Origin of the sequence: Amycolatopsis sp. NPDC088138 (genome assembly GCF_044741685.1) — a bacterium.
Taxonomy (GTDB): domain Bacteria; phylum Actinomycetota; class Actinomycetes; order Mycobacteriales; family Pseudonocardiaceae; genus Amycolatopsis.
This window is the reverse complement of sequence record NZ_JBIUTB010000004.1, coordinates 536790-563227: the sequence shown is the minus strand read 5'-3', so window position 1 is coordinate 563227 and position 26438 is coordinate 536790. Positions and strand designations below refer to the sequence as shown.

At 70.8% G+C, this 26438-nt stretch carries 19 protein-coding genes and 2 tRNA genes; 8 read left to right on the top strand and 13 right to left on the bottom strand.

Features of this window, described 5'->3' with window-relative positions; genetic code table 11:
* Positions 1 to 81: 81 nt before the first annotated feature.
* Entirely contained in the window at positions 82 to 753 is a 672-nt protein-coding gene (locus ACIOD2_RS23990; protein WP_400541859.1) for a VC0807 family protein, read from the top strand.
* Positions 754 to 810: 57 nt separating this feature from the next.
* Positions 811 to 2016, top strand: a complete 1206-nt coding sequence (locus ACIOD2_RS23985) for a macrolide family glycosyltransferase (protein ID WP_400541856.1) — start codon at positions 811 to 813, stop codon at positions 2014 to 2016.
* A 104-nt stretch (positions 2017 to 2120) separates the two neighbouring features.
* Here the strand turns inward: ACIOD2_RS23985 and ACIOD2_RS23980 are convergent, their stop codons facing one another.
* Positions 2121 to 4850 carry an AAA family ATPase gene (locus ACIOD2_RS23980; protein ID WP_400541853.1) on the bottom strand — a complete coding sequence of 910 codons (2730 nt, stop codon included), beginning with the start codon at positions 4848 to 4850 and terminating at the stop codon, positions 2121 to 2123.
* Positions 4847 to 5146 carry a hypothetical protein gene (locus tag ACIOD2_RS23975; protein ID WP_400541851.1) on the bottom strand — a complete coding sequence of 100 codons (300 nt, stop codon included), beginning with the start codon at positions 5144 to 5146 and terminating at the stop codon, positions 4847 to 4849. The genes ACIOD2_RS23980 and ACIOD2_RS23975 overlap by 4 nt, the downstream gene beginning before the upstream one ends.
* A 351-nt stretch (positions 5147 to 5497) precedes the next feature.
* On the opposite strand from ACIOD2_RS23975, the gene ACIOD2_RS23970 reads away from it, so the two are divergent.
* Positions 5498 to 6475, top strand: coding sequence for a LuxR C-terminal-related transcriptional regulator (locus ACIOD2_RS23970; protein ID WP_323331884.1), 978 nt, complete (start codon positions 5498 to 5500; stop codon positions 6473 to 6475).
* A 361-nt stretch (positions 6476 to 6836) separates the two neighbouring features.
* Here the strand turns inward: ACIOD2_RS23970 and ACIOD2_RS23965 are convergent.
* The 4 genes from ACIOD2_RS23965 to gltX all read right to left on the bottom strand — a co-directional run bounded on the left by ACIOD2_RS23965 (position 6837) and on the right by gltX (position 9557).
* Positions 6837 to 6909 (bottom strand) — tRNA-Glu (locus tag ACIOD2_RS23965).
* Between the two features lie 101 nt (positions 6910 to 7010).
* Positions 7011 to 7082: transfer RNA gene (locus tag ACIOD2_RS23960), tRNA-Gln, on the bottom strand.
* A gap of 59 nt (positions 7083 to 7141) precedes the next feature.
* Entirely contained in the window at positions 7142 to 7876 is a 735-nt protein-coding gene (locus ACIOD2_RS23955) for an HAD family hydrolase (RefSeq protein WP_392761494.1), read from the bottom strand.
* 202 nt (positions 7877 to 8078) lie between these two features.
* On the bottom strand, positions 8079 to 9557 hold the full coding sequence (gltX, locus tag ACIOD2_RS23950; protein WP_400541848.1) for a glutamate--tRNA ligase: 1479 nt from the start codon (positions 9555 to 9557) through the stop codon (positions 8079 to 8081).
* Positions 9558 to 9662: 105 nt separating this feature from the next.
* Here gltX and ACIOD2_RS23945 point away from each other — a divergent pair, with 105 nt between their 5' ends.
* A complete protein-coding gene (locus ACIOD2_RS23945; protein WP_400541845.1) occupies positions 9663 to 10907 on the top strand; it encodes an FAD-dependent oxidoreductase in 1245 nt (414 codons plus the stop codon).
* A 96-nt stretch (positions 10908 to 11003) separates the two neighbouring features.
* Here ACIOD2_RS23945 and ACIOD2_RS23940 read toward each other — a convergent pair whose 3' ends face one another.
* The 6 genes from ACIOD2_RS23940 to ACIOD2_RS23915 form a co-directional block, all read right to left on the bottom strand.
* Positions 11004 to 11774 carry a fumarylacetoacetate hydrolase family protein gene (locus tag ACIOD2_RS23940; RefSeq protein WP_392761124.1) on the bottom strand — a complete coding sequence of 257 codons (771 nt, stop codon included), beginning with the start codon at positions 11772 to 11774 and terminating at the stop codon, positions 11004 to 11006.
* A gap of 31 nt (positions 11775 to 11805) precedes the next feature.
* Positions 11806 to 13410, bottom strand: coding sequence for a citramalate synthase (cimA, locus tag ACIOD2_RS23935; protein WP_400541840.1), 1605 nt, complete (start codon positions 13408 to 13410; stop codon positions 11806 to 11808).
* Positions 13411 to 14658: 1248 nt separating this feature from the next.
* Positions 14659 to 15696 carry a 3-isopropylmalate dehydrogenase gene (locus ACIOD2_RS23930; protein WP_323331923.1) on the bottom strand — a complete coding sequence of 346 codons (1038 nt, stop codon included), beginning with the start codon at positions 15694 to 15696 and terminating at the stop codon, positions 14659 to 14661.
* A 228-nt stretch (positions 15697 to 15924) separates the two neighbouring features.
* The gene (locus ACIOD2_RS23925) at positions 15925 to 19287 is read right to left on the bottom strand and encodes a S8 family serine peptidase (protein ID WP_400541837.1); all 3363 of its coding nucleotides are present in this window, start codon (positions 19285 to 19287) and stop codon (positions 15925 to 15927) included.
* Positions 19288 to 19536: 249 nt separating this feature from the next.
* Positions 19537 to 21135, bottom strand: coding sequence for a phosphoglycerate dehydrogenase (gene serA / locus ACIOD2_RS23920; RefSeq protein WP_400541834.1), 1599 nt, complete (start codon positions 21133 to 21135; stop codon positions 19537 to 19539).
* 125 nt (positions 21136 to 21260) lie between these two features.
* Positions 21261 to 21824 (bottom strand): TetR/AcrR family transcriptional regulator, encoded by a 564-nt coding sequence (locus ACIOD2_RS23915; RefSeq protein ID WP_400541831.1) that lies wholly within the window; start codon positions 21822 to 21824, stop codon positions 21261 to 21263.
* A gap of 87 nt (positions 21825 to 21911) precedes the next feature.
* On the opposite strand from ACIOD2_RS23915, the gene ACIOD2_RS23910 reads away from it, so the two are divergent.
* The 4 genes from ACIOD2_RS23910 to ACIOD2_RS23895 all read left to right on the top strand — a co-directional run bounded on the left by ACIOD2_RS23910 (position 21912) and on the right by ACIOD2_RS23895 (position 26168).
* Positions 21912 to 22811 (top strand): TIGR03620 family F420-dependent LLM class oxidoreductase, encoded by a 900-nt coding sequence (locus ACIOD2_RS23910; RefSeq protein ID WP_400541828.1) that lies wholly within the window; start codon positions 21912 to 21914, stop codon positions 22809 to 22811.
* Entirely contained in the window at positions 22808 to 23620 is an 813-nt protein-coding gene (locus ACIOD2_RS23905; protein ID WP_400541825.1) for a TIGR03620 family F420-dependent LLM class oxidoreductase, read from the top strand. The genes ACIOD2_RS23910 and ACIOD2_RS23905 overlap by 4 nt, the downstream gene beginning before the upstream one ends.
* A 279-nt stretch (positions 23621 to 23899) precedes the next feature.
* The gene (locus tag ACIOD2_RS23900; RefSeq protein WP_400541822.1) at positions 23900 to 25228 is read left to right on the top strand and encodes an ankyrin repeat domain-containing protein; all 1329 of its coding nucleotides are present in this window, start codon (positions 23900 to 23902) and stop codon (positions 25226 to 25228) included.
* A 70-nt stretch (positions 25229 to 25298) separates the two neighbouring features.
* Entirely contained in the window at positions 25299 to 26168 is an 870-nt protein-coding gene (locus ACIOD2_RS23895) for a nuclear transport factor 2 family protein (protein ID WP_400541819.1), read from the top strand.
* On the opposite strand, the gene ACIOD2_RS23890 is transcribed toward ACIOD2_RS23895, so the two are convergent.
* Positions 26165 to 26431 (bottom strand): DUF397 domain-containing protein, encoded by a 267-nt coding sequence (locus ACIOD2_RS23890; protein WP_400541816.1) that lies wholly within the window; start codon positions 26429 to 26431, stop codon positions 26165 to 26167. The two genes, ACIOD2_RS23895 and ACIOD2_RS23890, sit on opposite strands and share 4 nt — an antisense overlap.
* Positions 26432 to 26438 lie beyond the last annotated feature (7 nt).

Here is a 26438-nt window from a genome sequence, read left to right as displayed (position 1 = left end):
GGTCGGGGTAGAAGAGGGGTTCTTACGAGATCCACTGGCTTCTACGTTGGAAACACACCACCGACGACCTGGGAGAACCCGATGACCACCACCGCCCCGAAGACCAGCGCAGCCGGCGCGATCGTGACCAACCTGGTCGTCGACCTGGTCGCCCCGATCGCCCTCTACTACGGCCTCCGCGCCGCCGGCGTCGACCAGCTGCTCGCCCTGCTCGCCGGCGGCGCCGCGCCCCTGCTCCACGTGATCTGGCAGGTCGTGCGGACCCGCAAGGTCGGCGGCCTGGCGCTGTTCACCCTGACCATCCTGGTGCTGAGCGTCGCCGCGTCGTTCCTCACCGGCAGCGAGCGGTTCCTGCTGGCCAAGGACGGCTGGCTGACCGCCGTCGCCGGCCTCTGGCTGCTCGGCACACTCCGCACGAACCGCCCGTTCATCTACGAGGCCGCGCGGCCGATCGCCGACGCCAAGGCGAAGACGCCGGAAGACACCTGGACCCACCGCTTCGCCACCTCGGAGAGCTTCCGCCACGGCATGCGCGTCGTCACCGCCGCCTGGGGCATCGCGCTCGTGCTCGACGCCGTGGTCCGCGGCGTCATGGCCTACACCCTGCCGGTCGACCTGGTCCCGGGCCTCGGTGGCGCGCAGTACGCCGTGCTCTTCATCGGCCTGCAGATCTTCGGCCAGGTCTACGGCCAGCGCACCGGCCTGATCGGCGACAAGAAGAAGAGCGCCGCGACCGGCGCCGTCGCCGCCTGAACCACCCCGCCCCGCCCGCCGGTGATCCGGACGAAACCTCCGAAAAGGAAGCAGACCATGTCCCGCCATTTCGCGTTCGTCACCATCCCCGCCCACGGGCACGTCAACCCCACCATCGCGGTCGTGGCCGAGCTCGTCGGCCGTGGCCACCGGGTCACCTACGCCGCCACCGCCGAGTTCGCGCCCGCCCTGCGGGCCGCCGGCGCCGACGTCCTCGTCGTCGACACCACGCTCACCTCGACCCACCCCGGCAAGAAGGTCACCGCCGACGACGTCGCCTGGCTGCCGCTGATCCTGCTGCGCGAGAGCGCGCAGCTGGCGCCGGCGCTGCTGGCGCACTTCGACGGTGACCTGCCGGACGTCATCGCCTACGACGTCACGATGTACCCGCTCGCCCGGATGCTCGGCCGCCGCTGGGACCGGCCGACGCTGGAGCTGTTCCCGACCTTCGCCGCCAACACCGAGTACTCCGTGGCCGAAGAGGCCGAGCGCATCGCCGGCGTGGCCGCCGAGCACCCGGCCACCGCCGCGTTCCGCGCCGAGTTCACCGACTTCCTGTCCCACAACGGTTTCGAGGACGTCACCCCCGAGGACATCACGCGCGGCGAGCCGGACGAGCCGCGGCTGGTCTTCCTGACCCGCGAGTTCCAGTACGCCGGCGACACCTTCGACGAGCGCTTCGGCTTCGTCGGGCCGTGCCTGTCCGAGCGTGGGTTCCAGGGTGACTGGACGCCGCCGGAGACCGAGCTGCCGATCGTCTACGTCTCGCTCGGCACGGCCCACAACCTGCGTCCCGGCTTCTTCCGCGCCTGCGTGGCCGCCTTCGCCGGCCGGCCGGTGCACGTCGTGATGGCGATCGGCGACCGCGTGCCGGTGTCCGAGCTCGGCGAGCTGCCGCCGAACGTCGAGGTGCACGCCCGGGTCCCGCAGCTTTCCGTGCTGCGCCACGCGTCGGCGTTCGTCTGCCACGCCGGGATGGGCAGCACGATGGAGTCGCTGTACTTCGGCACGCCGCTGGTCGCGGTGCCGCAGATGCCCGAGCAGGACGTCGTGGCGCGGCGGATCGCCGAGCTGGGCCTCGGCCGGGCCCTGGACCGCGACGAGGTCACGCCGGAGAGCCTGCGCGAGGCCGTCGAAGCCGTGCTGGCCGACGACGCGCTGCACGCGCGGCTGCGCGCGGAGAGCCACCGTGTCCGTGAAGCCGGGGGTACCCGGACCGCCGCGGACAAGCTGGAGACGTACGCCGAAACCGCGTCCCGCTGACACTCCACCCGCCGACCGCTCAAAGCCGTGAAGGCCACATCGAGGGACTCTATGTCCCTCGATGTGGCCTTCACGGACTTTCGGGTGGTGGCGGTGGGCCACGGTCAAGCCGTACCGGCGATGGACGGCTCGAGCCCCGCGGGCAGGTCGGCGCGGTTGCCGACCTTCAGCTTCCGGTAGGTGCGGGTCAGGTGCTGCTCCACAGTGGACACCGTGATGAACAGCTTCCGCGCGATCTCGCGGTTGGTGTAGCCGTGCCGCGCCAGTGCGGCGGTGCGGTACTCGGCCGAGGTCAGCAGCGCGAGCCGGTCCGTGTCGCCGGGTTCGGCCGCCGGCTTGAGGTCCTCGGCGGACATGTGCGGCTGCAGCTCCCGGCACACGGCGTCGGCCCGGCAGTCCTGGGCGACGTGCCAGGCGCGGCGGACCACCATCCGGGCGCGGCTGGTCTCGTTCAGCTCGTGGTGCGTGCGGCCCAGGTCCGCCAGCACCTTCGCCAGCTCCAGCCGGTCGCCGCCGGCCTGGATCTCGTCGACGGCCTTCTTGAGCATCGGCGGCCGGTCGGCCAGCTCGTGGGTGTTCGCCAGTACCCGCAGCGTCGCCCCGAGTGCGGCGGCGTTGCTGTCGCTGACCAGGTTGAGCTGGGCGTCCACCAGTTCGGCGGCCTTCGCCCGGTCGCCGATCCGCTGGTACGCCTCGGCGCAGCCGGCCCGCCACGGGACCAGCGAAGGCAGGTCGATGCCCCACGCCGTCATCAGCTCACCGGCCGCCATGAAGTCCCGCAGCGCCGCGTACACCTGGTCCGTGGCCAAGTGGTGCCGGCCGCGGGCGTAGAGGTACGGCAGCGCGTGCACGGTCCGCATCATCGCGGCCGGCACGGGCTGGGCGAGCAGCGCCTCGGCCTCCTCGTGCGCACCCATCTCGGTGCGCGCCAGGATCAGGCTCGCCAGCGGTGACCCGATCGCCACGCCCCAGCTCGGCGCGGAGATCAGCGCGAGGGCCTTCGCGCCGTGCTCCAAGGCGGCCGGGAGACCACCCTGCCGCACGGCGATCTCCGCCCGCAGCGCGCTGAACACCGCCTGCCACGCCGGGGCGCGCCGCTTGGCCGCCTCTTCCAGCAGTCGTTCGCACCACGGCAGAGCGCGGTCGGTGCTGCCCGCGTACATCAGGGCCCGCAGTGCGAAGGTCAACGGCTGGACCGTGGCGTCCGACAGCCGGGTGCTCTGCAGGATCTGCTCGACCGCGACGACGACGTTGTCCCCGAAACGGCCACGCAGGACCGCCCTCAGGATGCGGGCCGAGCGCCACTGCGTGTCGACGACCGTGCCGCTGGGCACCGGGCGGGTGCCGGCGGGCCGGGCCGGGACCGGCAGCCGCTTCGCCAGTGCCGGATGGGTGCACGCGACCGACAGGCACAGCGCCTCGGCGTCGAGCGACATGCCGGTGTTTTCGATCTGCTTGCCGAACCCCTCGACCGCTTCCTCGGCTTCGCCGTGCCACAGCAGGTGACGCAGTGGCCCGGGGGCGCTCGCGGCGACCCCGAGGTCGGCGGTCAGCGCGCGGATCCGGCGTTCGGCCGCGACCGGCGAGACCCGCCATTCGGCGTCGGCGAGCAAAGTCGTGACGGCGACCCGCTGGGCGTCGTCGCCCAGCCGGCTCACCGGTTCGAGGTAGCGGACGACCTTTTCGACGTCGTCCTCGGCCAGCGCCTGCTCCGCGGCGGTGCGGAGCACGGTGGCGACCCACGGCTCGTCGAGGTCTTCGGAGGCGACCAGCATTTCCGCGACGCTGCGGCTGTCGGCGCCTTCTTCGTAGAGCAGCCGGGCGGCCCGGCGGCGCAGCTGGGCCCGCCGGCCCGGTTCGATCGCCTCCAGCACCGCGGCCGCGCCGGCCGGGTGCCGGAACCGGCCGCCGCTCAGGATGCCGGCGGATTCGAGGTCGCCGAGCACGCGGACCGCTTCGTCCGCGCCGGCCCCGGCCAGGTCGGCGGCCCGTCCGGCGTCGCCCAGCACGGCGACCGCCGCGGCCAGGTCCAGCGCTAGCGGATCACTGCTGCGCAGGCAGCTCAGGACCGCGTTGCGGAAGGCGAAGCCCGGCGACGGCTCGGCCGGGCCGCCCGCGGTGCGGTGGTCCTCCAGCAGGGCGTGCACCAGCAGCAGGTTGCCGCCGGTGAGCTCGTGGTAGCCGGGCGCCAGCAACCGGGCGGCGTCGATGCCCAGCTCCCCGGTGACCAGCTCGACCACACCGTCCGCGGGCAGGGTGGTCAGCCGGATGCGGCGGCAGTGCGGCAGCCGCACCAGCTCGGCGTGGAACGCCGGGCCGACCGACCGGTCGCTGGTGCGCTCCCCCAGAGCGACCAGGATCCGGGCGGTCCGGATGCGCAGCATCAGGAAGAGCAGGCAGTGCAGCGAGTCCTCGTCGGCGTGGTGCAGGTCGTCGACGACCAGCACCACCGGCGCCGTGCGGGACAGCTTGAGCACCGCGGTGGCCACCGCCCGTGACGTGTGCTGCCGCGCCGCGTTCGGATCACCCGCGAGGGTGGTTACGCCGTTCTCGAGGAGGGCGGCGAACTCGTCGGCCATCCCGGCCGGGACCGCCGGGCTCTGCACCAGCTGCCCGAGCACCCCGAACGGGAGGTCCCGCTCGGAGTCGGACGCGATGGCCTGCAGGACGACGGCGCCGGAGTCCAGGGCGTGGTCGGCCAGCCTGCCGAGCAGGCTGGTCTTCCCGCTGGCGACCGGGCCGCCGATGAGGGCGACCCGGCCCCTGCCCTGCACGACACCGTCGTACATTTCTCCTAAAATGGACATTTCGGCTCGATGGTGGACGAACTTCATTGCAGACCAGGCCCCTCATTCCCGGCGAGCGGCACGACGAACCAGCCCCGTAATTGCGGGGCGGATGACGTGGCGGTTTCGCAGAGATGAATTCCGGTGACCGCGACCGAATGTGCGTCCGGTGCGGTGGAGAAGAAAACGACTTCTATGCGACCCGGGCTGGTGGCGACACGCATGTGTTCGATTCCCAGCCCTGGTTCGGCGAGCGCCCAGAGCAGGTCCACCAGCAGGTGCGGGTCCAACTCACGGTGTGTGGCCTCGCCCGACGCGGCAAGTGTGACGCTTGCCATGTACACGGGCAGTCTCCATGACTAGGGGCAGCCGAAGGCCAGCCCGCTGATGATGTTCTTGATGGTGTCCCAGTCGAAACCGTCGGGAGTCTCGGCCGGCTGTGCGATTTCTTGAACGTTCATGATGCATCCCCAGTGTGTTGTTCGGCTTTCGCTGACAACAGCTTGGCTCGGGCCGCGGGTGTCCCGGAAGGGGTCCGGGGTGGCACCAAATGACCTCGCACCTTGGTGCCAGAGCGGCCCCGAACAGCCTCCGACCACCGGGTACGTCACTGGTCGGGGTGTTAACCACCGTGTACGCTCCAACCCGGAGGGGGTTACAGAGCAGGGAGCAGAGACTGGGGGTCGCAGCTTTCCATGCTGAAGCCACTGGGGGTGGACGCAACCGGCGAATTGGTCTACCGAACCATGGTCGCGCACCGTGATTGGGGTGTCGCTGATCTGGTCGCGTCGCTGGGTCTGTCCGAAGAACAAGTACGCACGACACTTGACCGTTTGGCCGATCTCGCACTGGTCCGGCCCTCCCGGGAGAACCCCGACGCGCTGCGCGCCGTCGATCCCGAGTTCGGGCTGCTTTCCCTGGTGCAAATGCGCCAGGCACAACTGCAACGCAGCCAGCTGGAACTGGCCGAAAGTCACGCCGCGGTCTCGGACCTGATCGCCGGACTCCAGGAGACCGCGCCGTCTCTCGGACCGGACGAATTGGTCGGAATCGACGAGATCCAGCGCCGTATCGAGGTATTGGCGAGCCGGGCCAGCAAGGAATGCCTTTCCTTCATGCCCGGCGGCGCCCAGTCCGAGGCGAGCATCAATGCCGGAATGCCGCTCAACCAAGCCGCGCTATCACGCGGGGTGGCCATCCGGACCGTTTATCTGGACAGCGCGCGCAACGACGCGCGCACGCAGAAGTACGTCGACTGGCTCGTGGAGCACGGCGGTGAGGTCCGCACCCAGCCGACTCTGCCCGCCCGGCTGCTGCTGGTCGACCGGGAAACCGCCCTGGTCCCGCTCGACGCGGACAACACCCGCCAGGGCGCGATCCAGATCACCACGCCGGGCATCGTCGCGCTGATGAGGGCGTACTTCGAGCAGCTCTGGTACAGCGCGTCGCCGTTCGGCGCCGGCCGCACCCGGGACGACGAAGGCCTGACGGGCCAGGAGCGAGCACTGTTGTCGTTGCTGTCCCACGGCATGACCGACGAGGTGGCCGCCCGCCGCTTGGGCTTGTCGCTGAGAACGGTCCGCCGCATGATGGCCGACCTGATGGACCGCCTGGCGGCGAAGAGCCGCTTCGAAGCAGGCATGCGCGCGGCCCAGCGCGGCTGGCTGACCTGACCGCCGGCCGCGGGCGGGCCCGGGGAATGGTTCCGGGCCTGCCCGCGGCTGTGTCCGCCCGTGCTTCTCGAACTCCGCCAAGGTCAACTCGTCGCGAGCCAGGCCCAGCACGCGAACGATCTTCGCGTGGACGTCGCTTGTGTCTGTACGCGAGAATGCTTCTGACGATCGGCCGGTACGAGCCGGCGGCCGGGCCGCTTTGCGGGGCAGGATCCCGAAAACAGCGATGCGGCGAAGTTCTCCGGCCGGCTTCGATCAGCCGGAGGCGCTCCTCCACCTGGCAGCGAACCCCGCCTCGACGTCACCGACGCAAAAAGCCTCGTTGACCAATGGTCAACGAGGCTTGCGTGGTAACTGCTAGTACCCCCGATGGGATTCGAACCCACGCTACCGGCGTGAGAGGCCGGCGTCCTAGGCCGCTAGACGACGGGGGCTTAGGAACTTCCCTGGTTTCCCAGGGGCTTTTCTGTTTTTCTTGCTGGAGAGAACTTACCAGAGGCGATTACTCGCTCTGCAGGGGGGTCACTCTCCGCAGCTGGGGTACCAGGACTCGAACCTAGACTAACTGGACCAGAACCAGTCGTGCTGCCAATTACACCATACCCCAGTGAGGTACTTCGCCGACCAGACCAACCAGGCCGGTTCAGCACCGCACGAGAGGAAATACTAGAGCACGCCGTTCCGGACGGTGAACGCGGGGGTGTCAGTTCGACGCTGGGCGGGGACGCCGATCGTCGCGTACTCCGAAACCAGCAGCTCAGGCAGCTCCGCCAGCCCGGCGACCGTGTGGACGCCTTCCGGGGCGCGTTCGGCGATGCCGTCGCGGTCGAGCCAGACCGCGCCGAGTCCGGCGTCGCGGGCGCCGATCGCGTCCGTGTCGAGTTTGTCCCCGACGTGAACGGCCTGGGCAGGTGCGCAGCCCAGGCCGAGGCAGACCGTGTGGAACATCACCGGATCGGGTTTCGCCACCCCCAGCTCGCCGGCGATGGCGACGTGGTCGAAGAACGGCGCCAGGCCGAGATCGGCGATTTTCTTACGCTGGTGGACACCCGACGCGTTCGTCACCGCGGCGAGCACGAGACCGGCGGCGCGCAACCACTCCAGGCACTCGAGAACGTCGTCGAACAGCTGCCATGAGGTGTCGAGCAGTTCCCGGCGGCGCCGTTCGAAGGACAGCACCTGCTCGGTGTCGGCGAGGATGCCGAGCTCGGCGAGGAAACAGCCGGTGCGGCGCTCGTGCATGGTCGGGTAGTCGATCTCACCGGCGACGACGAGCGCGACGTGCTCTTCGGTGATCAGGTCCCACAGCGGCCAGAGATCGCCGCGGCCGGTGAGGATGTGGAGGACGCGGCGGATCGCGGCGGTGCAGTCGATCAGGGTGTCGTCGATGTCCAGGCACACCAGCCGGAGCGCCGGCGGCGCCCAGGGCTCGGGCGCCGCCTCGGCGGGGGCGGTTCGCGACGGGGTCCGGGGTGCCAAAGCGAAATCCACCCAGTGAGGCTAGGGCAACCGCAGCGTTCGCGACGCTGCCAAAGAGGTGATTGCGACTCGCCTGTTCCGGCCCTTTCGCTCTACTCCCAGTTGGCGAACCGTCTTCTTTCGGTTATCCGACCACTGCCCGGCGCAGCCGTCCCAATGAGACGTCGCGGCCGAGCAGCTCCATCGATTCGTACAGCGGCGGGGAAACGGTCCGCCCGGTGATGGCGACGCGCACCGGCGCGAAAGCCTTGCGGGGCTTGAGACCCAGACCGTCCACAAGCGCGTCTTTCAGCGCCTGCTCGATGGCCGCGGTCTCCCACGACGGCAGCGCCTCGAGCGCCGACAGCGCGGCCGTGATCACGGGCTGCGCGGGCTCGCCGAGGTTCTTCGCCGCCGCGTCCTCTTCCGGCGCGAACGTCTCCTCGTCGGCGAACAGGAAGCGCACCATGGGAGGCGCGTCCGAAAGCACCGTGACGCGCTCCTGCACCAGCGGCGCGATCGCGCTCAATCGGGCCAGCTGCTCGTCGCTGGGCGAGTCCGGCAGAACCCCCGCGGTGACCAGGTAAGGCGTGACACGGCTCACGAACTCGGCCGCGGGCAAGGCCCGCACGTGCTGGCCGTTGATGGCTTCGGCCTTCTTGACGTCGAAGCGCGCCGGGTTGGCGCTGACCTTCGTGACGTCGAAGGCCTCGACCAGCTCCTCGACCGAGAACACGTCGCGGTCGTCGGCGATGGACCAGCCCAGCAGGGCCAGGTAGTTCAGCAGGCCCTCGCGGATGAAGCCGCGGTCGCGGTAGTTGAAGAGATTCGACGAAGGGTCGCGTTTGGACAGTTTCTTGTTGCCCTCGCCCATCACGTACGGCAAATGGCCGAACTGCGGCGTGAACTCCGCCACGCCGACGCGCTGCAGCGCCTCGTACAGCGCGATCTGCCGCGGCGTCGAGGGCAGCAGGTCCTCGCCGCGGAGCACGTGCGTGATCTTCATCAGGGCGTCGTCGACCGGGTTGGTCAGCGTGTAGAGCGGTTCGCCGTTGGCCCGCACCAGCACCGGGTCCGGGATGGTGCCGGCCGGGAAGCTGATGTCGCCGCGCACCAGGTCGGTCCAGGCGAGGTCGATGGCCGGCATGCGCAGCCGCAGCACGGGCGCGCGGCCCTCGGCGCGGTAGGCGGCACGCTGCTCGTCGGTCAGATCGCGGTCGAAGTTGTCGTAGCCGAGCTTCGGGTCCAGGCCGGCCGCCTTGCGCCGGGCCTCCACCTCTTCGTTGGTCGAGAACGCCTCGTACAGCTCCCCCGCTTCGAGGAGCTTCGCCGCGACGTCGGCGTAGATCGCGCGGCGCTCGCTCTGGCGGTACGGCCCGTACTCGCCACCGGCCTCGGGACCCTCGTCCCAGTCGATGCCGAGCCAGCGCAGCCCGTCGAGCAGCTGCTCGTACGACTCCTGCGAGTCACGCGCGGCGTCGGTGTCCTCGATCCGGAACACCAGCTGACCCTGGTTGTGCCGGGCGAAGGCCCAGTTGAACAACGCCGTGCGGATCAACCCGACGTGCGGGGTGCCGGTCGGCGAAGGACAGAAGCGCGCGCGAACCACCGATGTCTCACTCATAGCCCGATCAGCGTATCCGTCGCCACATCGCTTGACGCACGGACCGGGCCGGGTGCATCCTCGTCTTATTCAACAGGTGATGAAATAGATGGGGAGATGGTGGAGATGACCGAGCGCACGGGCTGCGTCGTCATCGGCGGCGGGCCGGCCGGGATGGTCACCGGGCTACTGCTGGCCCGGGCCGGCGTCGAGGTGACGGTGCTGGAGAAGCACGCCGACTTCCTGCGGGACTTCCGCGGCGACACGGTCCACCCGTCGACGCTCACGCTGCTCGACGAGCTGGGGCTCGGCGAGAAGTTCGACGCGCTGCCGCACAGCGAGATGCGCTCGGCGGGGTTCCCGCAGGAGAACGGCGAGGTGATGAAGCTGGCCGACTTCGGCCGGCTGAAGGTGGCGCACCCCTACGTCGCGATGGTGCCGCAGTGGGACTTCCTCGACCTGCTGGCCGAGAGCGCGCGCAAGGAGCCGACGTTCGTCCAGCGGATGGAGACCGAGTGCACCGGCCTGGTCCGCGAGCGGGGCCGCGTCGTCGGCGTCACCTACCGCACGGCGGCCGGGGAGACCGGGGAAATCCGCGCTGACCTGGTGATCGCCGCGGACGGCCGGTGGTCGGTGGCTCGCCGCGAGGCCGGTCTCGTGCCGCGGGAGTACGACTGCCCGTTCGACGTCTGGTGGTTCCGGCTCTCCCGCGAGGAGGGCGACGTCGACAGCATGCTGCTGCCGCAGATGCGGGACCGCCGCTTCGCCATCCCGCTCCCCCGGCCGGACTTCTTCCAGATCGCCTACCTCGGCCCGAAGGGTGACGACCTGCGGAAGCAGGGCATCGAGGCGTTCCGGGAGAACGTCCGGGAGATCCTGCCCGGGTTCGCCGGCCGGGTGCCCGAGCTGAAGACGATGGACGACGTCAAGTTCCTCGACGTGCGGCTGAACCTGCTGAAGAAGTGGCACGTCGACGGGCTGCTCTGCATCGGCGACGCGGCCCACGCGATGTCGCCGGTCGGCGGCGTCGGCATCAACCTGGCGGTGCAGGACGCGGTCGCGGCGGCGACGCTGCTGGCCGAGCCGCTGCGGCGCGGCCGCCCCCGCGAGGCCGACCTGGCGAAGGTGCGCGCGCGGCGGTTGCTGCCCACGCTGCTGGTGCAGGGGCTGCAGCGGGTGCTGCACGGGACCGTGGTCCGGCAGGTCATGGCGGGCAGGCGCAACGGCCCGCCCGCCGCCATGATCAAGCTGTTCGCGCGGTTCCCGCGGCTTTCGTACGTCCCGGCCCGGCTGCTGGGCCTGGGCCTGCGCCCGGAGCACGCACCGGCCTTCGCCCGGCGGGCGATGGAGCCGGCTTCTCGCAGTTACTGATCCGACCAGAAGGAGGCCGGCCCTTCAGCGGTACGGGCCTTTGCCACGAAAGCCATCCGGCCGTGACTGTGGTCGGATCAGTAACCAACGGCGCAGTTAAATGCTCTCGACCGGGTTGGTCAGGGTGCCGATGCCGTCGATCGTGATCGAGACGCTCTGGCCGCCCTCGATCGGGCCGACGCCCTCCGGGGTGCCGGTGAGGATGACGTCGCCGGGCAGCAGCGTCATCACGCCGGAGACGAACTCGACCAGCTCGGGGATCTTGTGCACCAGGTCGGAGGTGCGGCCGTCCTGCTTGAGCTCGCCGTCGACCTCGGAGCGCAGCGCCAGGTCGGAGGCGTCGAGCGACGTCTCGATCCACGGCCCGAGCGGGCAGAAGGTGTCGAAGCCCTTGGCGCGGCCCCACTGGCCGTCGGACTTCTGCAGGTCGCGGGCGCTGACGTCGTTGGCCACGGTGTAGCCGAGGATGGCGCTCGCGGCGCGCGCGGCCGGCACGTTCTTCACCGGCTGGCCGATCACGATGGCCAGCTCGCCCTCGAAGTCGACGCGGCCGACGCCGGACGGGCGGCGGATGGCCGCGTTCGGGCCGATGACCGTGGTCGACGGCTTGAGGAACAGCATCGGGGCGCTGGGCACCTCGTTGCCGAACTCGGCCGCGTGCTTCGCGTAGTTGCGGCCAACGGCGATCACCTTGGACGGCAGGATCGGCGCGAGCAGCCGGACGTCGGCCAGCGGCCACCGCTTGCCGGTGAAGTTGGGCTGGCCGAACGGGTGCTCGGCGATCTCCAGGACCTGGGCGTCGTCACCGTCCCCTTCGACCGAAGCGAACGCGACTCCACCGGGATGAGCAATACGGGCTAGGCGCACGTGGTCAGTCTACGTGCGCCCAGCCGGTGACTCAGGCCACGGTCGTGCTCTTGTGCACGAGCGCGTCGCAGAGGGCCAGCCAGCTGGCCTCGACGATGTTCCCGTGCACCCCGACCGTCGTCCATTCGCGTTCGCCGTCGGTGCTCTCGACCAGCACGCGGGTCACCGCGTCGGTGCCGGGGTGGCCCTGCAGGATCCGGACCTTGTAGTCGGCCAGGTCCACACTGTCCAACCAGGACAGGTGCGGGCTCAGGGCCTTGCGCAGCGCGGCGTCGAGGGCGTGGACCGGGCCGATGCCCTCGGCGGTGGCGATGACGCGCTGGCCGCCGACGTGCACCTTGACCGTCGCCTCGGAGACGACCTCGGCGTCGGCGCGGTGGTCGAGCACCACGCGGTAGGACTCGAGCTCGAACGGCGCCTCGGCCGGGATGTCGGCCTCCTCCCGCAGCAGGAGTTCGAGGGAGGCGTCGGCGGCTTCGAAGGACCAGCCCTCGGCTTCGAGGCGCTTGACCTTCGTGATGGCGCTCGTCAGCGCTTCGGGCCGGCCGGCAAGGTCGACCCCGAGCTCACGTCCCTTGAGCTCGAGGCTGGCCCTGCCGGCCATCTCGGTGACCAGTACCCGCATGTCGTTGCCGACGGAAGACGGATCGATGTGGTTGTACAACAACGGATCCACCTTGATCGCGCTCGCGTGCAGTCCCGCCTTGTGAGCGAAAGCCGACGCCCCTACGTAAGCCTGGTGGGAGTAGGGGGCGAGGTTGGCGATTTCGGCAAGGGCATGGGAGACCCGGGTGAGTTCGGCGGCGCCTCCGGTCGGGAGGACGTCCATGCCGAGCTTGGTCACCAGGTTTCCCGTCACGGCGAAGAGGTCGGCGTTGCCGGCCCGCTCCCCGTAACCGTTGGCGGTGCACTGGACGTGCGTCACGCCGGCCTGCACCGCGGCGACGGAGTTCGCCACGGCGCAGGAAGTGTCGTCCTGACAGTGGATCCCGAGCCGGAACCCGGTCTTTTCCTTGATGGTCCTGACCGTTTCGGCCAGGCCCAGCGGCAGCTGGCCGCCGTTGGTGTCGCAGAGCACGAGCACGTCGGCGCCCGCGTTCCCGGCGGCCTCGAGGATCCTCAGTGAGGTTTCGGGTGAATACGCGTAGCCGTCGAAGAAGTGCTCGGCGTCGAGGAAGACCCGCCGGCCTTCCTTGACGAGGAATTGGACGGTGTCGCGCACCATCGCGCAGGCCTCGTCGACGTCGACCCGCAGGGCGCGTTCGATGTGGCGCAGGTCGGACTTCGCGACGAGGGTGATGACCGGCGCTTCGCTGTCGAGAAGCGCCCGCACCTGCGGATCGACGTCGGCGGTGGTGCCGGCCTTGCGGGTGGCGCCGAACGCGACGAGCGCCGCGTGCTTGAGCTTCAGCTCGCCTTTCGCCGCGCGGGCGAAGAACTCGGTGTCCTTGGGGAGCGCGCCCGGCCAGCCACCCTCGACGAACCCGACACCCAGCTCGTCCAGCAGCCGCGCGACGGCCAGCTTGTCCTGGACGGAGTAGGAGATGCCCTCGCGCTGCGCACCGTCGCGCAGGGTCGTGTCGTAGAGGTGGAAGGCGTCGCCGAGGGGGGTATCGGCGGGCTCCTTGCGGGTCACGGTGTTCTCCTCGGGCCGGTTCAAGTCGTTTCTGGGCAACAAAAAAACCTCCCGCAGGGGTGCGAGAGGTTGCGCGCCGGGAGCTCTTGCAGAGCTATCGTCCGGCGCGCTCGGCGATAATGATCGCGAAGTTGGTCACGGTCGCATCATGCCACAGGGTTTCGGCCGAAGTCCACAACCTGGGTCAAGCTCCCACCATCCGGGACGCGGCCCGCAACCATCCCCCGCCACTCCCTGGGGGCCGGCCCCGCACCCAGTTTATCGGCGCCCACGGACACGACCGCCCGGAAGACCGTTCTGCGGCGGGGTTGTCCACATCACGGCGGTGCTGTGGACAACTTGCAACCGGCGGTTCCGCACCGGCACGAGGGTCGCGAACGGACCGTTCGTGGCCAGGTCCGTGCGAGTGGGCCAGTCGTGCGGCGAAGAGCACCGGCGGGCCACTCGCACCCCGACCTGTACCGGCGGGCCGTTCGCGACAGAAGCAGCACGAACGGACCGTTCGCGACGCCCCGCACCGTACGAACGGGCCACTCGCAACCGAACCCGCACGAGAGGGCCACCCGCGCGGCCGACAGCACCAAGGGGCCACTCGCGCCGCAACCCGCACCAGTGGCCCGCGCACACCACAAACAGCACCAACGGACCGCTCGCGACACCCAGCACCGCACCAACGGGCCACACGCAACCGAACCCGCACGAGAGGGCCACCCGCGCGGCCGACAGCACCAACGGTGCCGCTCGCGCCCCAACCCGCACCAACGGCCCTCGCACCACGAACAGCACCAACGACCCCGCTCACACCACAAACAGCACCAACGGACCACTCGCAACACTCACCACCGCACGAACGGGCCACTCACAACCTAAACCCGCACGAGAGGGCCACCCGCGCGGCCGACAGCACCAAGGGGCCACTCGCGCCGCAACCCGCACCAACGGCCCGCTCACACCACAAACAGCACCAACGGACCGCTCGCAACACCCAGCACCGCACGAACGGGCCACACGCAACCAAACCCGCACGAGAGGGCCACCCGCGCGGCCGACAGCACCAACGGTGCCGCTCGCGCCCCAACCCGCACCAACGGCCCGTTCGCACCACAAACAGCACCAACGGACCGCTCGCGACCAAACCCGCGCGAGAGGGCCACTCGCGCAGCCAAGAACACCACTCGCACCCCCAGGCACGAAGAAGCCCCGCACCGAACAGCGGTGCGGGGCTCCCCGTCAAGCAGAACGCAGCTATCAGCCGGTGCGCACGTTGGACGACACGAGCGCCGCCAGCCGGTCACCGATCGCCGTCGTCGCACCCGGGGACGCCTGGTCCCGGGTCGCCAGATCGAACGCCACCGAAGCCTCGATGCGCCGCGCCGCTTCCTTCTGGCCCAGGTGGTCCAGCAGCAGCGAGACCGACAGCACCGCGGCTGTCGGGTCGGCCAGGCCCTGGCCCGCGATGTCCGGCGCCGAACCGTGGACCGGCTCGAACATGCTCGGGTTGCGGCGCGTCATGTCCAGATTGCCGCTCGCCGCGAGGCCGATTCCGCCCGTGACCGCCGCCGCGAGGTCGGTGATGATGTCGCCGAACAGGTTGTCCGTCACGATGACGTCGAACCGGGACGGGTCGGTCACCAGGTGGATCGTCGCCGCGTCCACATGGGAGTAGGCGACCGTCACCTCCGGGTGCTCCAGCGAGACCTCTTCGACGATCCGCGACCACAGCGACCCGGCGAACGAGAGCACGTTGGTCTTGTGCACGAGCGTCAGGTGCTTGCGCGGCCGGGCCTCGGCCCGGTTGAACGCGTCCGCGACGACACGGCGGACGCCGAACGCCGTGTTGACGCTGACCTCCGTCGCGATCTCGTGCTCGGTGTCCTTGCGGATCAGGCCGCCGGTACCCGCGTACGGGCCTTCGGTGCCTTCGCGCACGACGACCATGTCGACGTCACCGGCGTCGGCCAGCGGTCCCCGGACACCCGGGTACAGCCGCGCCGGGCGCAGGTTGACGTGGTGGTCCATTTCGAACCGCAGGCGCAGCAGCAGGCCGCGCTCCAGGATGCCGCTCGGCACCGTCGGGTCGCCGACCGCGCCCAGCAGGATCGCGTCGTGCTGCCGCAGTTCGCCGAGCACCGACTCCGGGAGCAGCTCGCCCGTCGAGTGCCATCGGGCGGCGCCGAGGTCGTAGTTCGTGATCTCCGCTGTCGGTGCCACTTCACCGAGCACCTTCAACGCCTCGGAGACCACCTCGGGCCCGATCCCGTCTCCTGGGATCACAGCGAGCCGCATCCACACACCTCCGTCGACCAGGCCACCGGCCGCACCGATGGCCCACCGCAACAAAACGCCAGCAGCCGGAAGGTTACCGGCCGTAGACAAACGGCCGTAGCCGCACCACCCTTATGCCGCATCCTCCCGCAGGGTGAGACACCCGATTGGGTGAACAGCAGCGGGGCGCCTCCGGCGGATACCCGCCGGAGACGCCCCTGAACCTGCACAGATCGATCTTGCGGCCCGCTACGAGCGGCCCGACCCGATCGGCTGACGCTCGTTCCCCGGCCGAGCACCCTGGGCCGCGTCCACCTTGACCACGTTCGCCCGGTTCCCCGCGGCGTTGTGGTGTTCGATGGCGAGCAGCCCGAGCGCGCCGTCGGCCGCGGCCGAGGCCGCGTTCCGGGTGACGACCAGCGCCGTGCCCGGCTTGGCGACGTAGCCCAGCGCGGCGTCGCCGCCGCCCTGCACCGCGTAGCCCGGCGCGAGCGCGTCGAACGACAGCGGCGTGCCGACGTAGTCGATCAGCCCGTTCGTCGTGCCCGGAGCGACGTAGTAGCCGCTGACGCCCACCGTGTAGGAGATCCGGTGGGTGTCGGCGTTCGCGTCGATGCCCAGCGCGGCCAGCGAAACCGGCAGCGTGATCACGTTCGTGTCGAAGACGTTCGTGTCCACGTCGCCGAGCTGCCCGTTGACGGCCTGGATGTCGACGGTCGGGAAGCCCGGGGTCAGCGCGACCGTGACCGCGATCAGGACGTCGGTCGCCGTCGCCTTGGTCACGTAGGTCTCGAAGTCCGGCTGCCCGTCCCCGGTGGTGTCGATGTCGACGAACGGCGAGGTGTTGCTGCCGATGTTCGCCCAGTCGCCCCAGGTGGACAGGCCGAACGCGAGGATCGCGTTCTCCGGCTCACCCTGCGCCTTCGCCAGCGGTGCGGTGGACGCCGCGCCGACGTAGCGGAGGTCGCCGCCCTTGGCGGTCTTGTTCACCGTGCAGTCGGTGACCACGTCCGCGTCGCACTCGGGCAGCTGCGGGGACTCCGCCTGCAGCTCGAGCACGCTGATCAGCGAGCGGTAGCGCTGCGCGCCCGTCCCCTGGTCCACACCGCGGCCGCTCAGGTTCAGCACGGCCTGGGTGGCGTCCGGGGCGAACTTGACCGACGCCGGCGTCGAAATCGCCGACACCGGCTTCGGCGCCGCGTAGACCGAAACCCGCAGCGGCACCTTGGCCCCGCTCTTCGGGGTGAAGGCGACGCGGCCGGAGGCGTCCGCGACGAACTGGCGGGCGAGCCCGGCCTGGACGGCCTGCATGGTCGGGTCCATGACCTTACGCAGGGCCTTCGGGTCGGTGATCTTCAGCGTCACCTTGACCTTGGCGGTGCCGCGCGGCGTGAGCTTCACCGACGGCGTGTCCACTGTGTACTCGACGCCCGGCAGCGCGTTGACCGCCTGGTAGGCCACCGAGTACTCGACCGGCGTGACACCCTTGTTGACCAGCTTGATCGTCTTCGACAGCGTGACCGGGCCACCGGCCTCGACCGTGCCGAAGCTGACGCTGACCGCGCCCGGGTCGTCCTGGACGTAGGCGAGCACCTGGTTGTCCAGCGCCGCCTTGGCGTCGATCCGGCCGCTGCCGACGCGCTGCGGCGCGAAGGTGTGGCCGGCGCCGTCGGTGACGTCGTGGCCGGCGGTGTCGATCACCGACGCCTTGACCTCCTCGACCGACCAGTCCGGGTGGGACTGGCGGACCAGCGCCGTGATGCCCGTCGTGTGCGGGGCCGCCATCGACGTGCCGGACAGCACGGTCCGGCCGTTGCCGCTGCCGCGGAACGCCGAGGTGATCGTGTCACCGGGGGCGGCCACGTCCGGCTTGAGCGCCGGGCCGCGGGTACCGCGCGAGGTGAACGAGCTCGGGGTGTCGACGATCTTCTTGTCGTACGTCTGGATCGACGCGCGACCGGTGCCGTACAGGCGCACCTGCAGCGTGCCCGCGGTCAGCGACGCGCGCAGCGGCGCGGTCGCGGAGCCGGTGAACTGGAACATCGGGATCGCCGCGTTGCCCGCGATACCCGCGCTGAAGTGCTCCAAAGTGGACGACAGGAGCACGCCCTTCGCGCCGGCGGCCTGGGCGTTGTTGGCCCGGACGGCCGACCCGCACGCGCGGGTCGAGTCGTTGTCGTCCCATTCGAGCCAGACGAACTTGCCGGCCGCCTTCGCCTTGTCCGCCGCGGAGTACGCCGCGCAGCCCGCGTTGTTCGCCGCGGACAGCGTGACGACCGGAGCCGTCAGGTTCAGCGTGTCGTAGCCGGTGTAGCTCTGGCTGTACTGGCCGGTCTTCTGGCCCTTGGCCGCGGCCGGCGCGGTGACCTCCGCGGCGTCGCGCAGGACACCCGCGTCCCGCGTGCTGGCGACGGTGAGCGCCTCGGGCGTGTTGCCGGGCGAGCCGGCGATGTCGTTGATGTCGCCGCCGTTGCCCGCGGAGATCACCGGGAGCACGTTGTTCGCGGCGAGCTTGCGCACGAACAGCGAGTCCGGGTCGTCCGGCGCCCCGAAGTCGGAGCCCAGCGACAGGTTGACGATGTCGAGGTGGTCGGTGAAGTCGCCGTCGCCGTCCGGGTCGAGCGCCCAGTCGAGGGCCTGCGAGGTGACGTTCGTCGAGCCCGCGCAGCCGAACACCTTGATGGCGTAGAGGAGCGACTTCGGCGCCGTGCCCGGGCCGATCTGCATCGCGTCGACCTTCTTGGCGTCCAGCTTCTTGTAGTCGCCCTTGAAGGTCTTGCCGTCGGCGGTGACGCCGAAGCCGCCGATGGTGCCGGCGACGTGCGTGCCGTGCTCACCGCAGGCCAGCGGGTTCGGGTCCGGGGCCGGGGTGGTCTTGCCGGGCGTCGCGGCGTCGTAGTCGTCGCCGACGAGGTCGGTGCCGCCGACCACCTTGGCGCTCGGGAACAGCGGCGTCGGCTTGGTGCTGTCGACGCTCTTGTAGGCCGCTTGAGTGCCGGGGCCGCCGAAGTCGGCGTGGGTGTAGTCGATGCCGTCGTCGATGACGCCGACGCGGACACCGTCACCGAACTTGCCGGTCTGCTGCCACGCGGCGAGCGTGTTGGTCAGCTGCTCGGCGCTGGCGTTGGTGCGGGTCTTCGGCACGACCGTGCGCACCGAAACGACGTCCGCGCGCTTCGCGACCTCACGCAGCTTCGCGGCGTCCGCGGTGACGACCACGCCGGGGACGGCGTTGGCGGTCTGGGTGACGGTCTGCGGCTGGGCGCCGGCCGAGCGCAGCTGGCCGAGCACGGAGGTCACCGCGGCGGCGGTGTCGTCCTTCGCGGCGCGAGCGGCCCGCTTCGCCTGTTCCTTGCCCCGCGGCTGCGCGTCGGTGAACGCGTCGACGGCGGGCTTCTTGGCCAGCTCGACGAACGCCGTGACCCGGCCCTGCGCGGCGGCCAGGCGCGGCGCGACCTTGCCCTGCAGCTTCGCGTCGTCGATCTTCGCCGGGCTCACGCCGTCGGCGAGAGGTGCGTCGGCCGCACTCGCCACCGGCGCGCCGAGCGCGGCGGCCAGCACCACGGCGAAGGCCGCCGTCGTGGCGCGGGCGGGTAAGCGGGATCTGCTCATGAGTCGGCCCCTTACTCGAGGTCTGGACCCGAACCTGCCAGCCGCTCCTAGCACCCCCGACGGTGAAGCACGGCGACCGCGCCGTGCCCTCGACGGCGCGTGGTTCAACCTCGCGGGGAGAACCTAATGCCCCAAAACACCTACTTAGGTAGGCAAAGGAGTCCGTTATGTGAATGTGATTGCCCACTTCGGACGCACGAAGGCCCCCTCGCCGGACCGACGAGAGGGCCTTCGAAAGAGCGTTGCGCGTCAGCCGAGGTCGACGGCGCGGATCGTGTGCGCGCCCACCGAGGCGCCGATCGGCTCCAGCAGGTGCGCGTCGATGTGGCGGTCGACGCGCAGCAGCATCACGGCGTCGGACCCGTCGGTCGTCTGGCTGATCTGCGCGGCCTCGATGTTGATGCCGGCCTCGCCGAGCAGCGTGCCGACGCGACCCATCACGCCCGGGCGGTCCGGGTACTCGACCAGCAGGACGGTGCCCTCGGCGCGCAGGTCGAAGCCGCGGCCGTTGACCTCGACGAGCTTCTCGACCTCGTCCAGGCCGGTGACCGAACCGGACACGGTCAGCGCAGCGCCGTCGGCGTACGCCGCGCGGACGGTGACCAGGCTGCGGAACTTGGGGCTCTCCGGCTCGGTCGTCAGCTGCACCTGGACGCCGAGCTTCTCGGCGAGCTGCGGCGCGTTGACGAACGTGACCTGGTCCTCGACCACGCCGGTGAATACCCCACGCAGGGCGGCGAGCTGCAGCACCCCGGTGTCCTCGCTGGAGATCTCGCCCTTGACCACGACGTCGACCGTGCTCGGCGCCTTCGGGTTCAGCGCGGTGAGCAGCATGCCGAGCTTCTGCACGAGCGAGAGGTACGGGCGGACGTGCTCGCCGACCGCGCCGCCGCCGGAGACGTTCACCGCGTCCGGCACGAAGTCGCCGCGCAGGGCCAGCAGCACCGACTTGGCGACGTCGGTGCCCGCGCGGTCCTGCGCCTCGGCTGTGGAGGCGCCCAGGTGCGGGGTGACGACGACGTTCTCCAGCTCGAACAGCGGGCTGGACGTGGTCGGCTCGGTGACGAAGACGTCGACACCGGCGCCGCCGACGTGACCCGAGCGCAGCGCGTCGGCCAGGTCCTGCTCGACGATCAGCCCGCCGCGGGCGGCGTTCACGATGATGACACCCGGCTTGGTCTTCTTCAGCGCCTCGGCGTCGATGAGGCCCTTGGTCTCCGGGGTCTTCGGCAGGTGGATGGAGATCGCGTCGGCGCGGGTCAGCAGCTCGTCGAGGGTGACGAGCTCGATGCCCAGCTGCGCGGCGCGCGCGGCCGAGACGTAGGGGTCGTACGCGATGAGCTTGGTGTCGAACGCGGCGAGGCGCTGGGCGAACAGCTGGCCGATCTTGCCGAGGCCGACCACGCCGACGGTCTTGCCCTGCAGCTCGACGCCGGAGAACGAGCTGCGCTTCCACTCGCCGCCGCGCAGGCTCTGGTCGGCGGCCGGGATGCGGCGCGCGACCGAGAGCAGCAGCGCCACGGCGTGCTCGGCGGCGGAGACGATGTTCGACGTCGGGGCGTTCACGACGAGGACACCGCGCTCGGTGCCCGCGGGCACCTCGACGTTGTCCAGGCCGACGCCGGCGCGGGCGACGACCTTGAGCTGGGTCGTGGCGGCGAAGACCTCGGCGTCGACCTTGGTCGCGGACCGGACCAGGAGCGCGTCGGCGCTCTTCACCGCCTCCAGCAGCGCGGATCGGTCCGTGCCGTCGACGTGCCGGACCTCCACCTCGTCACCGAACACACTCAGCACGGAGGGGGCGAGCTTCTCCGCGATGAGGACGACGGGCTTGCTGGGCTTGCTCACGATGCGGCTCCCACTATCTGGTCATTTCCAGGACGCTCTGTGGTGACAGACGGTCTCAGCACGTCGTTGTGCCCCGGTCGAGCGGGAGTTTAACGCGCAGGACCGCGTCCTGGCTTCCCATGGTGTTAACTCGCCCGTAATCCCTCGAAAACAAGAGCCAGGAGGCGCTGCATGCCCGCGTCGCCGGGCAGGTGCGGCCCCGCCCAGGATGCCGCGTGCAGCAACAGAAGCAGCTCGTGCGTGGTGACGTCGGCGCGCAGCTCCCCCGCCGCCTTCGCACGTTCCACCAGCTGGGACGCCGCGTCCCGCATGGCGTGGCACGAAGCGTACAAGCGGGACGTCTCGTCGTTGAGCGCGTCGGCGGTCAGCTCGGCCAGGCCGCGGAAGGTGCCGGTGGTGTCGCCGAGCCCGAGCAGCCACGCCTGCAGCGCCTCGAGCGGCGCCGGATCGGTGAGCAGCTCACGCGCCCGTTCGGCCTGACCGTCGAACCGGGCCCGCAGGAGGGTCTCGAGCAGGGCGTCCCGGGTCGGGAAGTGCCGGTAGAGCGTGCCGATGCCGACGCCGGCCCGGCGGGCGATGTCTTCCAGCGACGCCTCGACGCCGTGTTCGGCGAAGGCTCGCTGCGCCTCCTCCAGGAGGCGTTCGTAGTTGCGGCGGGCATCCGCGCGCATCGGCTTGACTTCAGTCATCGCCCTTCCGAGCCTACCGGGTAGCCAATCGGAGGTAGCCTCCGTATATTAACCGGAGGCAGCCTCATATTACTGGAGGGAACGAGGATGACCCTGATCGAAGACACCCGGGCACGGCTCGGCGCCATCGGCGCCTGGCTGCCGAGTGCCCCGCTGGCCCCGCCGCCCGACGTCGAGCGCGCGGCCACCCGCCGGCTCGCCGAGCTCGGCTACCGCTCGGTCTGGAGCGGCGAAGGCCCCGGCGGCCGCGAGGTGTTCGCCCACTTCGGCGACCTGCTCGCGTCGGTGCCGGACGTCGTGCTCGGCACCGGCATCGCCAACCTCTGGGCCCGGCCCGGGGTGACCGCCGAGAAGGGCGGCGCCACGCTCGCCCAGGCCCACCCGGGCCGGTTCGTGCTCGGCATCGGCGTCGGGCACCGGTTCCAGGCCACGAAGCTCGGCGAGGAGTACCGGCCGCTCGACCGGATGCGCGCCTACCTGTCCGAAATGGACGCCGCCGCCGCGGAAAACCCTTCCCCGGTGGCGTTTCCGCGGGTGCTGGCCGCCGTCGGGCCGAAGATGCTGGAGCTGTCCCGTGACCACGCCGACGGCGCGCACCCGTTCGCCCAGCCCGTCAGCCACACGCCGTACGCCCGGGAGATCCTCGGGCCGGACAAGCTGCTGATCCCGCAGCAGACGGTGCTGCTCGGCACCCGCGAGGACGCCCGCGAAAGCGTCCGGAAGCGGGTGGCGCTCTCGCGGGAGCACCGCATCGAGGCCTACCTCGCTGGCTGGAAACGGCTCGGTTACACCGACGCCGACATCAACGGCCCGAGCGACCGGTTCGTCGACGACCTCGTCCTGTGGGGTGACGCGGGAACCATCGCGAAACGCCTGGACGAGCTGCTCGACGCGGGCGCGGACCACGTGCTGCTGACGCCGTCCGCGGCCACGTTCGACTCCACTGTGGACATCCTGGCCGAGCTGGCGCCGGCGGTGGTCCGGTGAGCGTCGGGATCTGGCAGTTCTTCGACGGCGACCCGATCGGCGTCGCGCGCGAGACGGCCGCCGAGGTCGAAGAGCTGGGCTTCACGCAGCTGTGGTTCGGCGAGTACGCCGGGCGGGAGGCGTTCACCCAGGCCGCGCTGCTGCTCGCGGCGACGTCGACCCTCGTGGTGGCCACCGGGATCGCCCGGTTCGACCAGCGTTCCCCGCTCGCCGCGGAAGGCGCCGTCCGGGCGCTGGGCGAGGCCTATCCAGGCCGGTTCATCGCGGGCATCGGCGGGCACCGCCCGGGCCCGCGGCCGCTGGCCGCGATCCGCGACTACCTGGACGGCATGGACGCGGCCGAGCTGCCCGGGCAGCCGCAGCCGTCACCCCGGCCGCTCAGGCTGCTCGCGGCGCTCGGCCCCCGCGCTCTCGACCTGTCGGCCGAGCGGGCGGACGGCGCCCACCCGTACTTCGTCCCGCCGGAGCACACGGCGCTGGCCCGGGAGCGGCTCGGCCCGGGCAAGTACCTGGCCGTCGAGCAGGCCGTGGTCCTGGACGGCTCCCGGGAGGTGGCCCGCGAGCACGTCGCCGGGTACGTGAAGCTCGCCGCGCACCACCGGTCGAACCTCCGCCGGCTCGGCTTCACCGACGAGGACCTGGCCGACGGCGGCAGCGACCGCCTGGTCGACGCCCTGGTCGCGACCGGCGAGCAGGCCGCGGCCGACCGGATCCGGGCCCACCTCGACGCCGGCGCCGACCACGTCTGCGTCCAGGTCCTGGCCCGCACGGAAAAGTCCTACCGCCGGCTGGCCGACCTCCTCCCGTAACCGGGTTGGACGACACGCGCACCGGAGTGGACGACACGGCGCCCGGCGGGCCATCGGCGGTGTCGTCCGCCCGAGTACGCGTGTCGTCCGCCTGAGTACGCGTGTCGTCCATCGGGGTGCGCGTGTCGTCCGGCCGGGTACGCTGGCGGGACGCGGTGAGGGCCGCGTCCCGTCCGCGGAAAGGGCCGAGCCCACCCCCGCAGCACCGCACCACCAGCTCCGCACCTTCTTTCCTGCCCGGTGCCGGCGGACCACGGGCGACGAGGGAAGGAAGGCACCATGGGCACCTTGCCCGCCAAACCCAGCCTGGACCAGCTGCGCAAACGCGCGAAGGACCTCGCGCGCGCCGAAGCCGTGAAGCTGTCCGAAGCGCAGTTCCGGATCGCACGAGAGCACGGCTTCCCGAGCTGGCCGAAGCTGCAGGCGTACGTCCGGCGCGTCACCGAGCACGGCGAAACGCTGCAGCACCCGTACCACCAGGACGTCGAGTACTACGCCGGGCGCGCGATCGGCCTGCTCGCGTCCGCCGAGGACGAGACGCCCGGCGCGCGCGAGCCGTTCGACCGCTGGAGCCAGCCACTGACCCGGGACGGCGCCCGCGTGGTCGTCGCCCGCGAGCACGGTTTCGTTTCCTGGAAGGCACTCCGCGAGCACGTCAAGTCACTTGTGGACAGTGGCGAACCCTTCGCACGGGCGTACCGCGCGGTCGAGGCGAAGGATCCCGAGGCCCTCGAGCGGCTCCTCGGCGAGTTTCCCGGCCTCGTCACCGCGCGCGGCACCAACGGCAACGACCTGCTCGGCATGGCCGGCGCGACCGGCGACGAGCGGCTCAGCCGCATCCTCCTCGACCACGGCGCCGACCCCGCGCGCGGCAACGTCCACGGCTGGACGCCGCTGCACCAGGCCACCTACAGCAACCTCCCGCTGCTGCTCGACATGCTGCTCGAAGCGGGCGCCCCGACGGACGTGTCCGCGCGAGGCGACGGCGGTACCCCCCTGGTCGTCGCGCTGTTCTGGGGCAACCGCAAGGTCGCGGACAAGCTGGCCGCGCACAGCCGGGCGCCGGGCAACCTGCGCGTCGCGGCCGGGCTCGGCGACGCGGAGCTCCTCGGTGAGCTCCTCGAACCGGGCCATCCGGCCGCCGGCGCGCACCGGGGTTTCTACCGTCCGCACAGCGGTTTCCCGGCCTGGCGCCCGGCCGACGACCCCGCCGAGGTCAGGAACGAAGCCCTTTCGTGGGCGGCGCGCAGCAACCGGACGGAGGCCCTGCGCACCCTCGTCGAGCACGGCGCCCAGGTCGACGCCGACGTCTACCGCGGCACGGCCCTGACCTGGGCGGCGACGCGCGGCCGGGTCGCCGCCGTCCGGACGCTGCTGGAGCTCGGCGCCGACGTGAACCACGTCGGCACGTTCGGCGGCCCGCAGCACGGCGAGGGCGTCACGGCCCTGCACCTGGCCGCCCAGTCCGGCCGGCTCGACGTCATCCGCGTCCTGGTCGAGAACGGCGCCGACCTCGGGGCCCGTGACGCGCTCTTCGACAGCACCCCGGAGAAGTGGGCGGAGGTCTGCGACGAGCCGGCGGCGCGAGACCTCCTCCGCTCCCTGTAGACAACCGGAGTCTGTAGTCCGTATCGTCAAGACGGACTACAGACTCCGTTTTGTCCACTGGGAGGACCTTGTGACCACACCCCGCGACGTGTTCGCCGCGCTGTCCGACGGCATCGCCGAAGGACGGTTCAGCGAGCTTTCCGCGCTCTACGCCGAGGACACCGTCGTCGAGCATCCCCAGGCCGTGCCGCGGCCGACGCGCATCACCGGCCGCGCGGCCGTCCACGAGCGGTTCACCGGCCCCCAAGCCGGGATGGTCCGGCTCAAGCGCAAGAACGTGGTCGTCCACGAGACCACGGACCCCGAGGTGATCGTCGCCGAATACGACTACGACGCCGAGTCGGCGGAAACCGGCAAGACCGACGTCACGGCCAACATCCAGGTCCTGCGGATCCGCGACGGCCTGATCATCCACTCCCGCGACTACCACGACTACCTGCGGCTCGCCGCCATCCGCGACGGCGTCGGCCAGCTGCCGAAGGCCTACGAACAGGCGCCGCCGCGCGAGCTCTCCCCGGTCACCCCGGAGAGCGCGAACAGCGTGTTCGAGCGGCTCGTCTTCGGCGTCGCGGGCGCGCGGTGGGACGAGCTGCCGGAGCTCTACGCCGAGGAAACCCACGTGACACACCCGTTCCTGCCGGGCTCGGGCGTGGTGCGGACGCGCGACGAGCTGCGCGAGCACTTCGAGGCGGGCAAGAAGCTCAACCCCGGCTTCTCGGTGGCGGACCTGGTCACCTACCGGACCACGGACCCGGAGGTGCTGATCGGCGAGTTCGCCTACCAGGGTGAACACGCGGGCCGGCCGGTGCGGATCGCGAACATCTTCGTCCTGCGGATCCGCGACGGCCTGATCGTCGAATCCCGCGACTACGGCGACCACCTCGGCATCGCCGGCGACACCGGGCAGATCCCGGAGCTGGCCTCGCGCCTGAGTTCCTAGGCGTCCGGCAGCTCGAACTCGCCGTCGCGGACGCCCAGCACGAACGCCTCCCACTCCGAAGGGGTGAAGACGAGCACCGTGCCGTCCGGTTCCGTCGACTTCCGCATCGCGACGTAGGTGACGCCGTCGGTGTGCGGGATGAACGCGTACTCGACGACCTCGTCGAGAGTGACGCCTTCGGGCTCGGCGCGGATCCACTCGGCCTTGGTGAAGTCCAGGTGGTGCCGGATGTGCGCCTTGTCGTCGGCCGGCTGCTCACTCATGCCACCA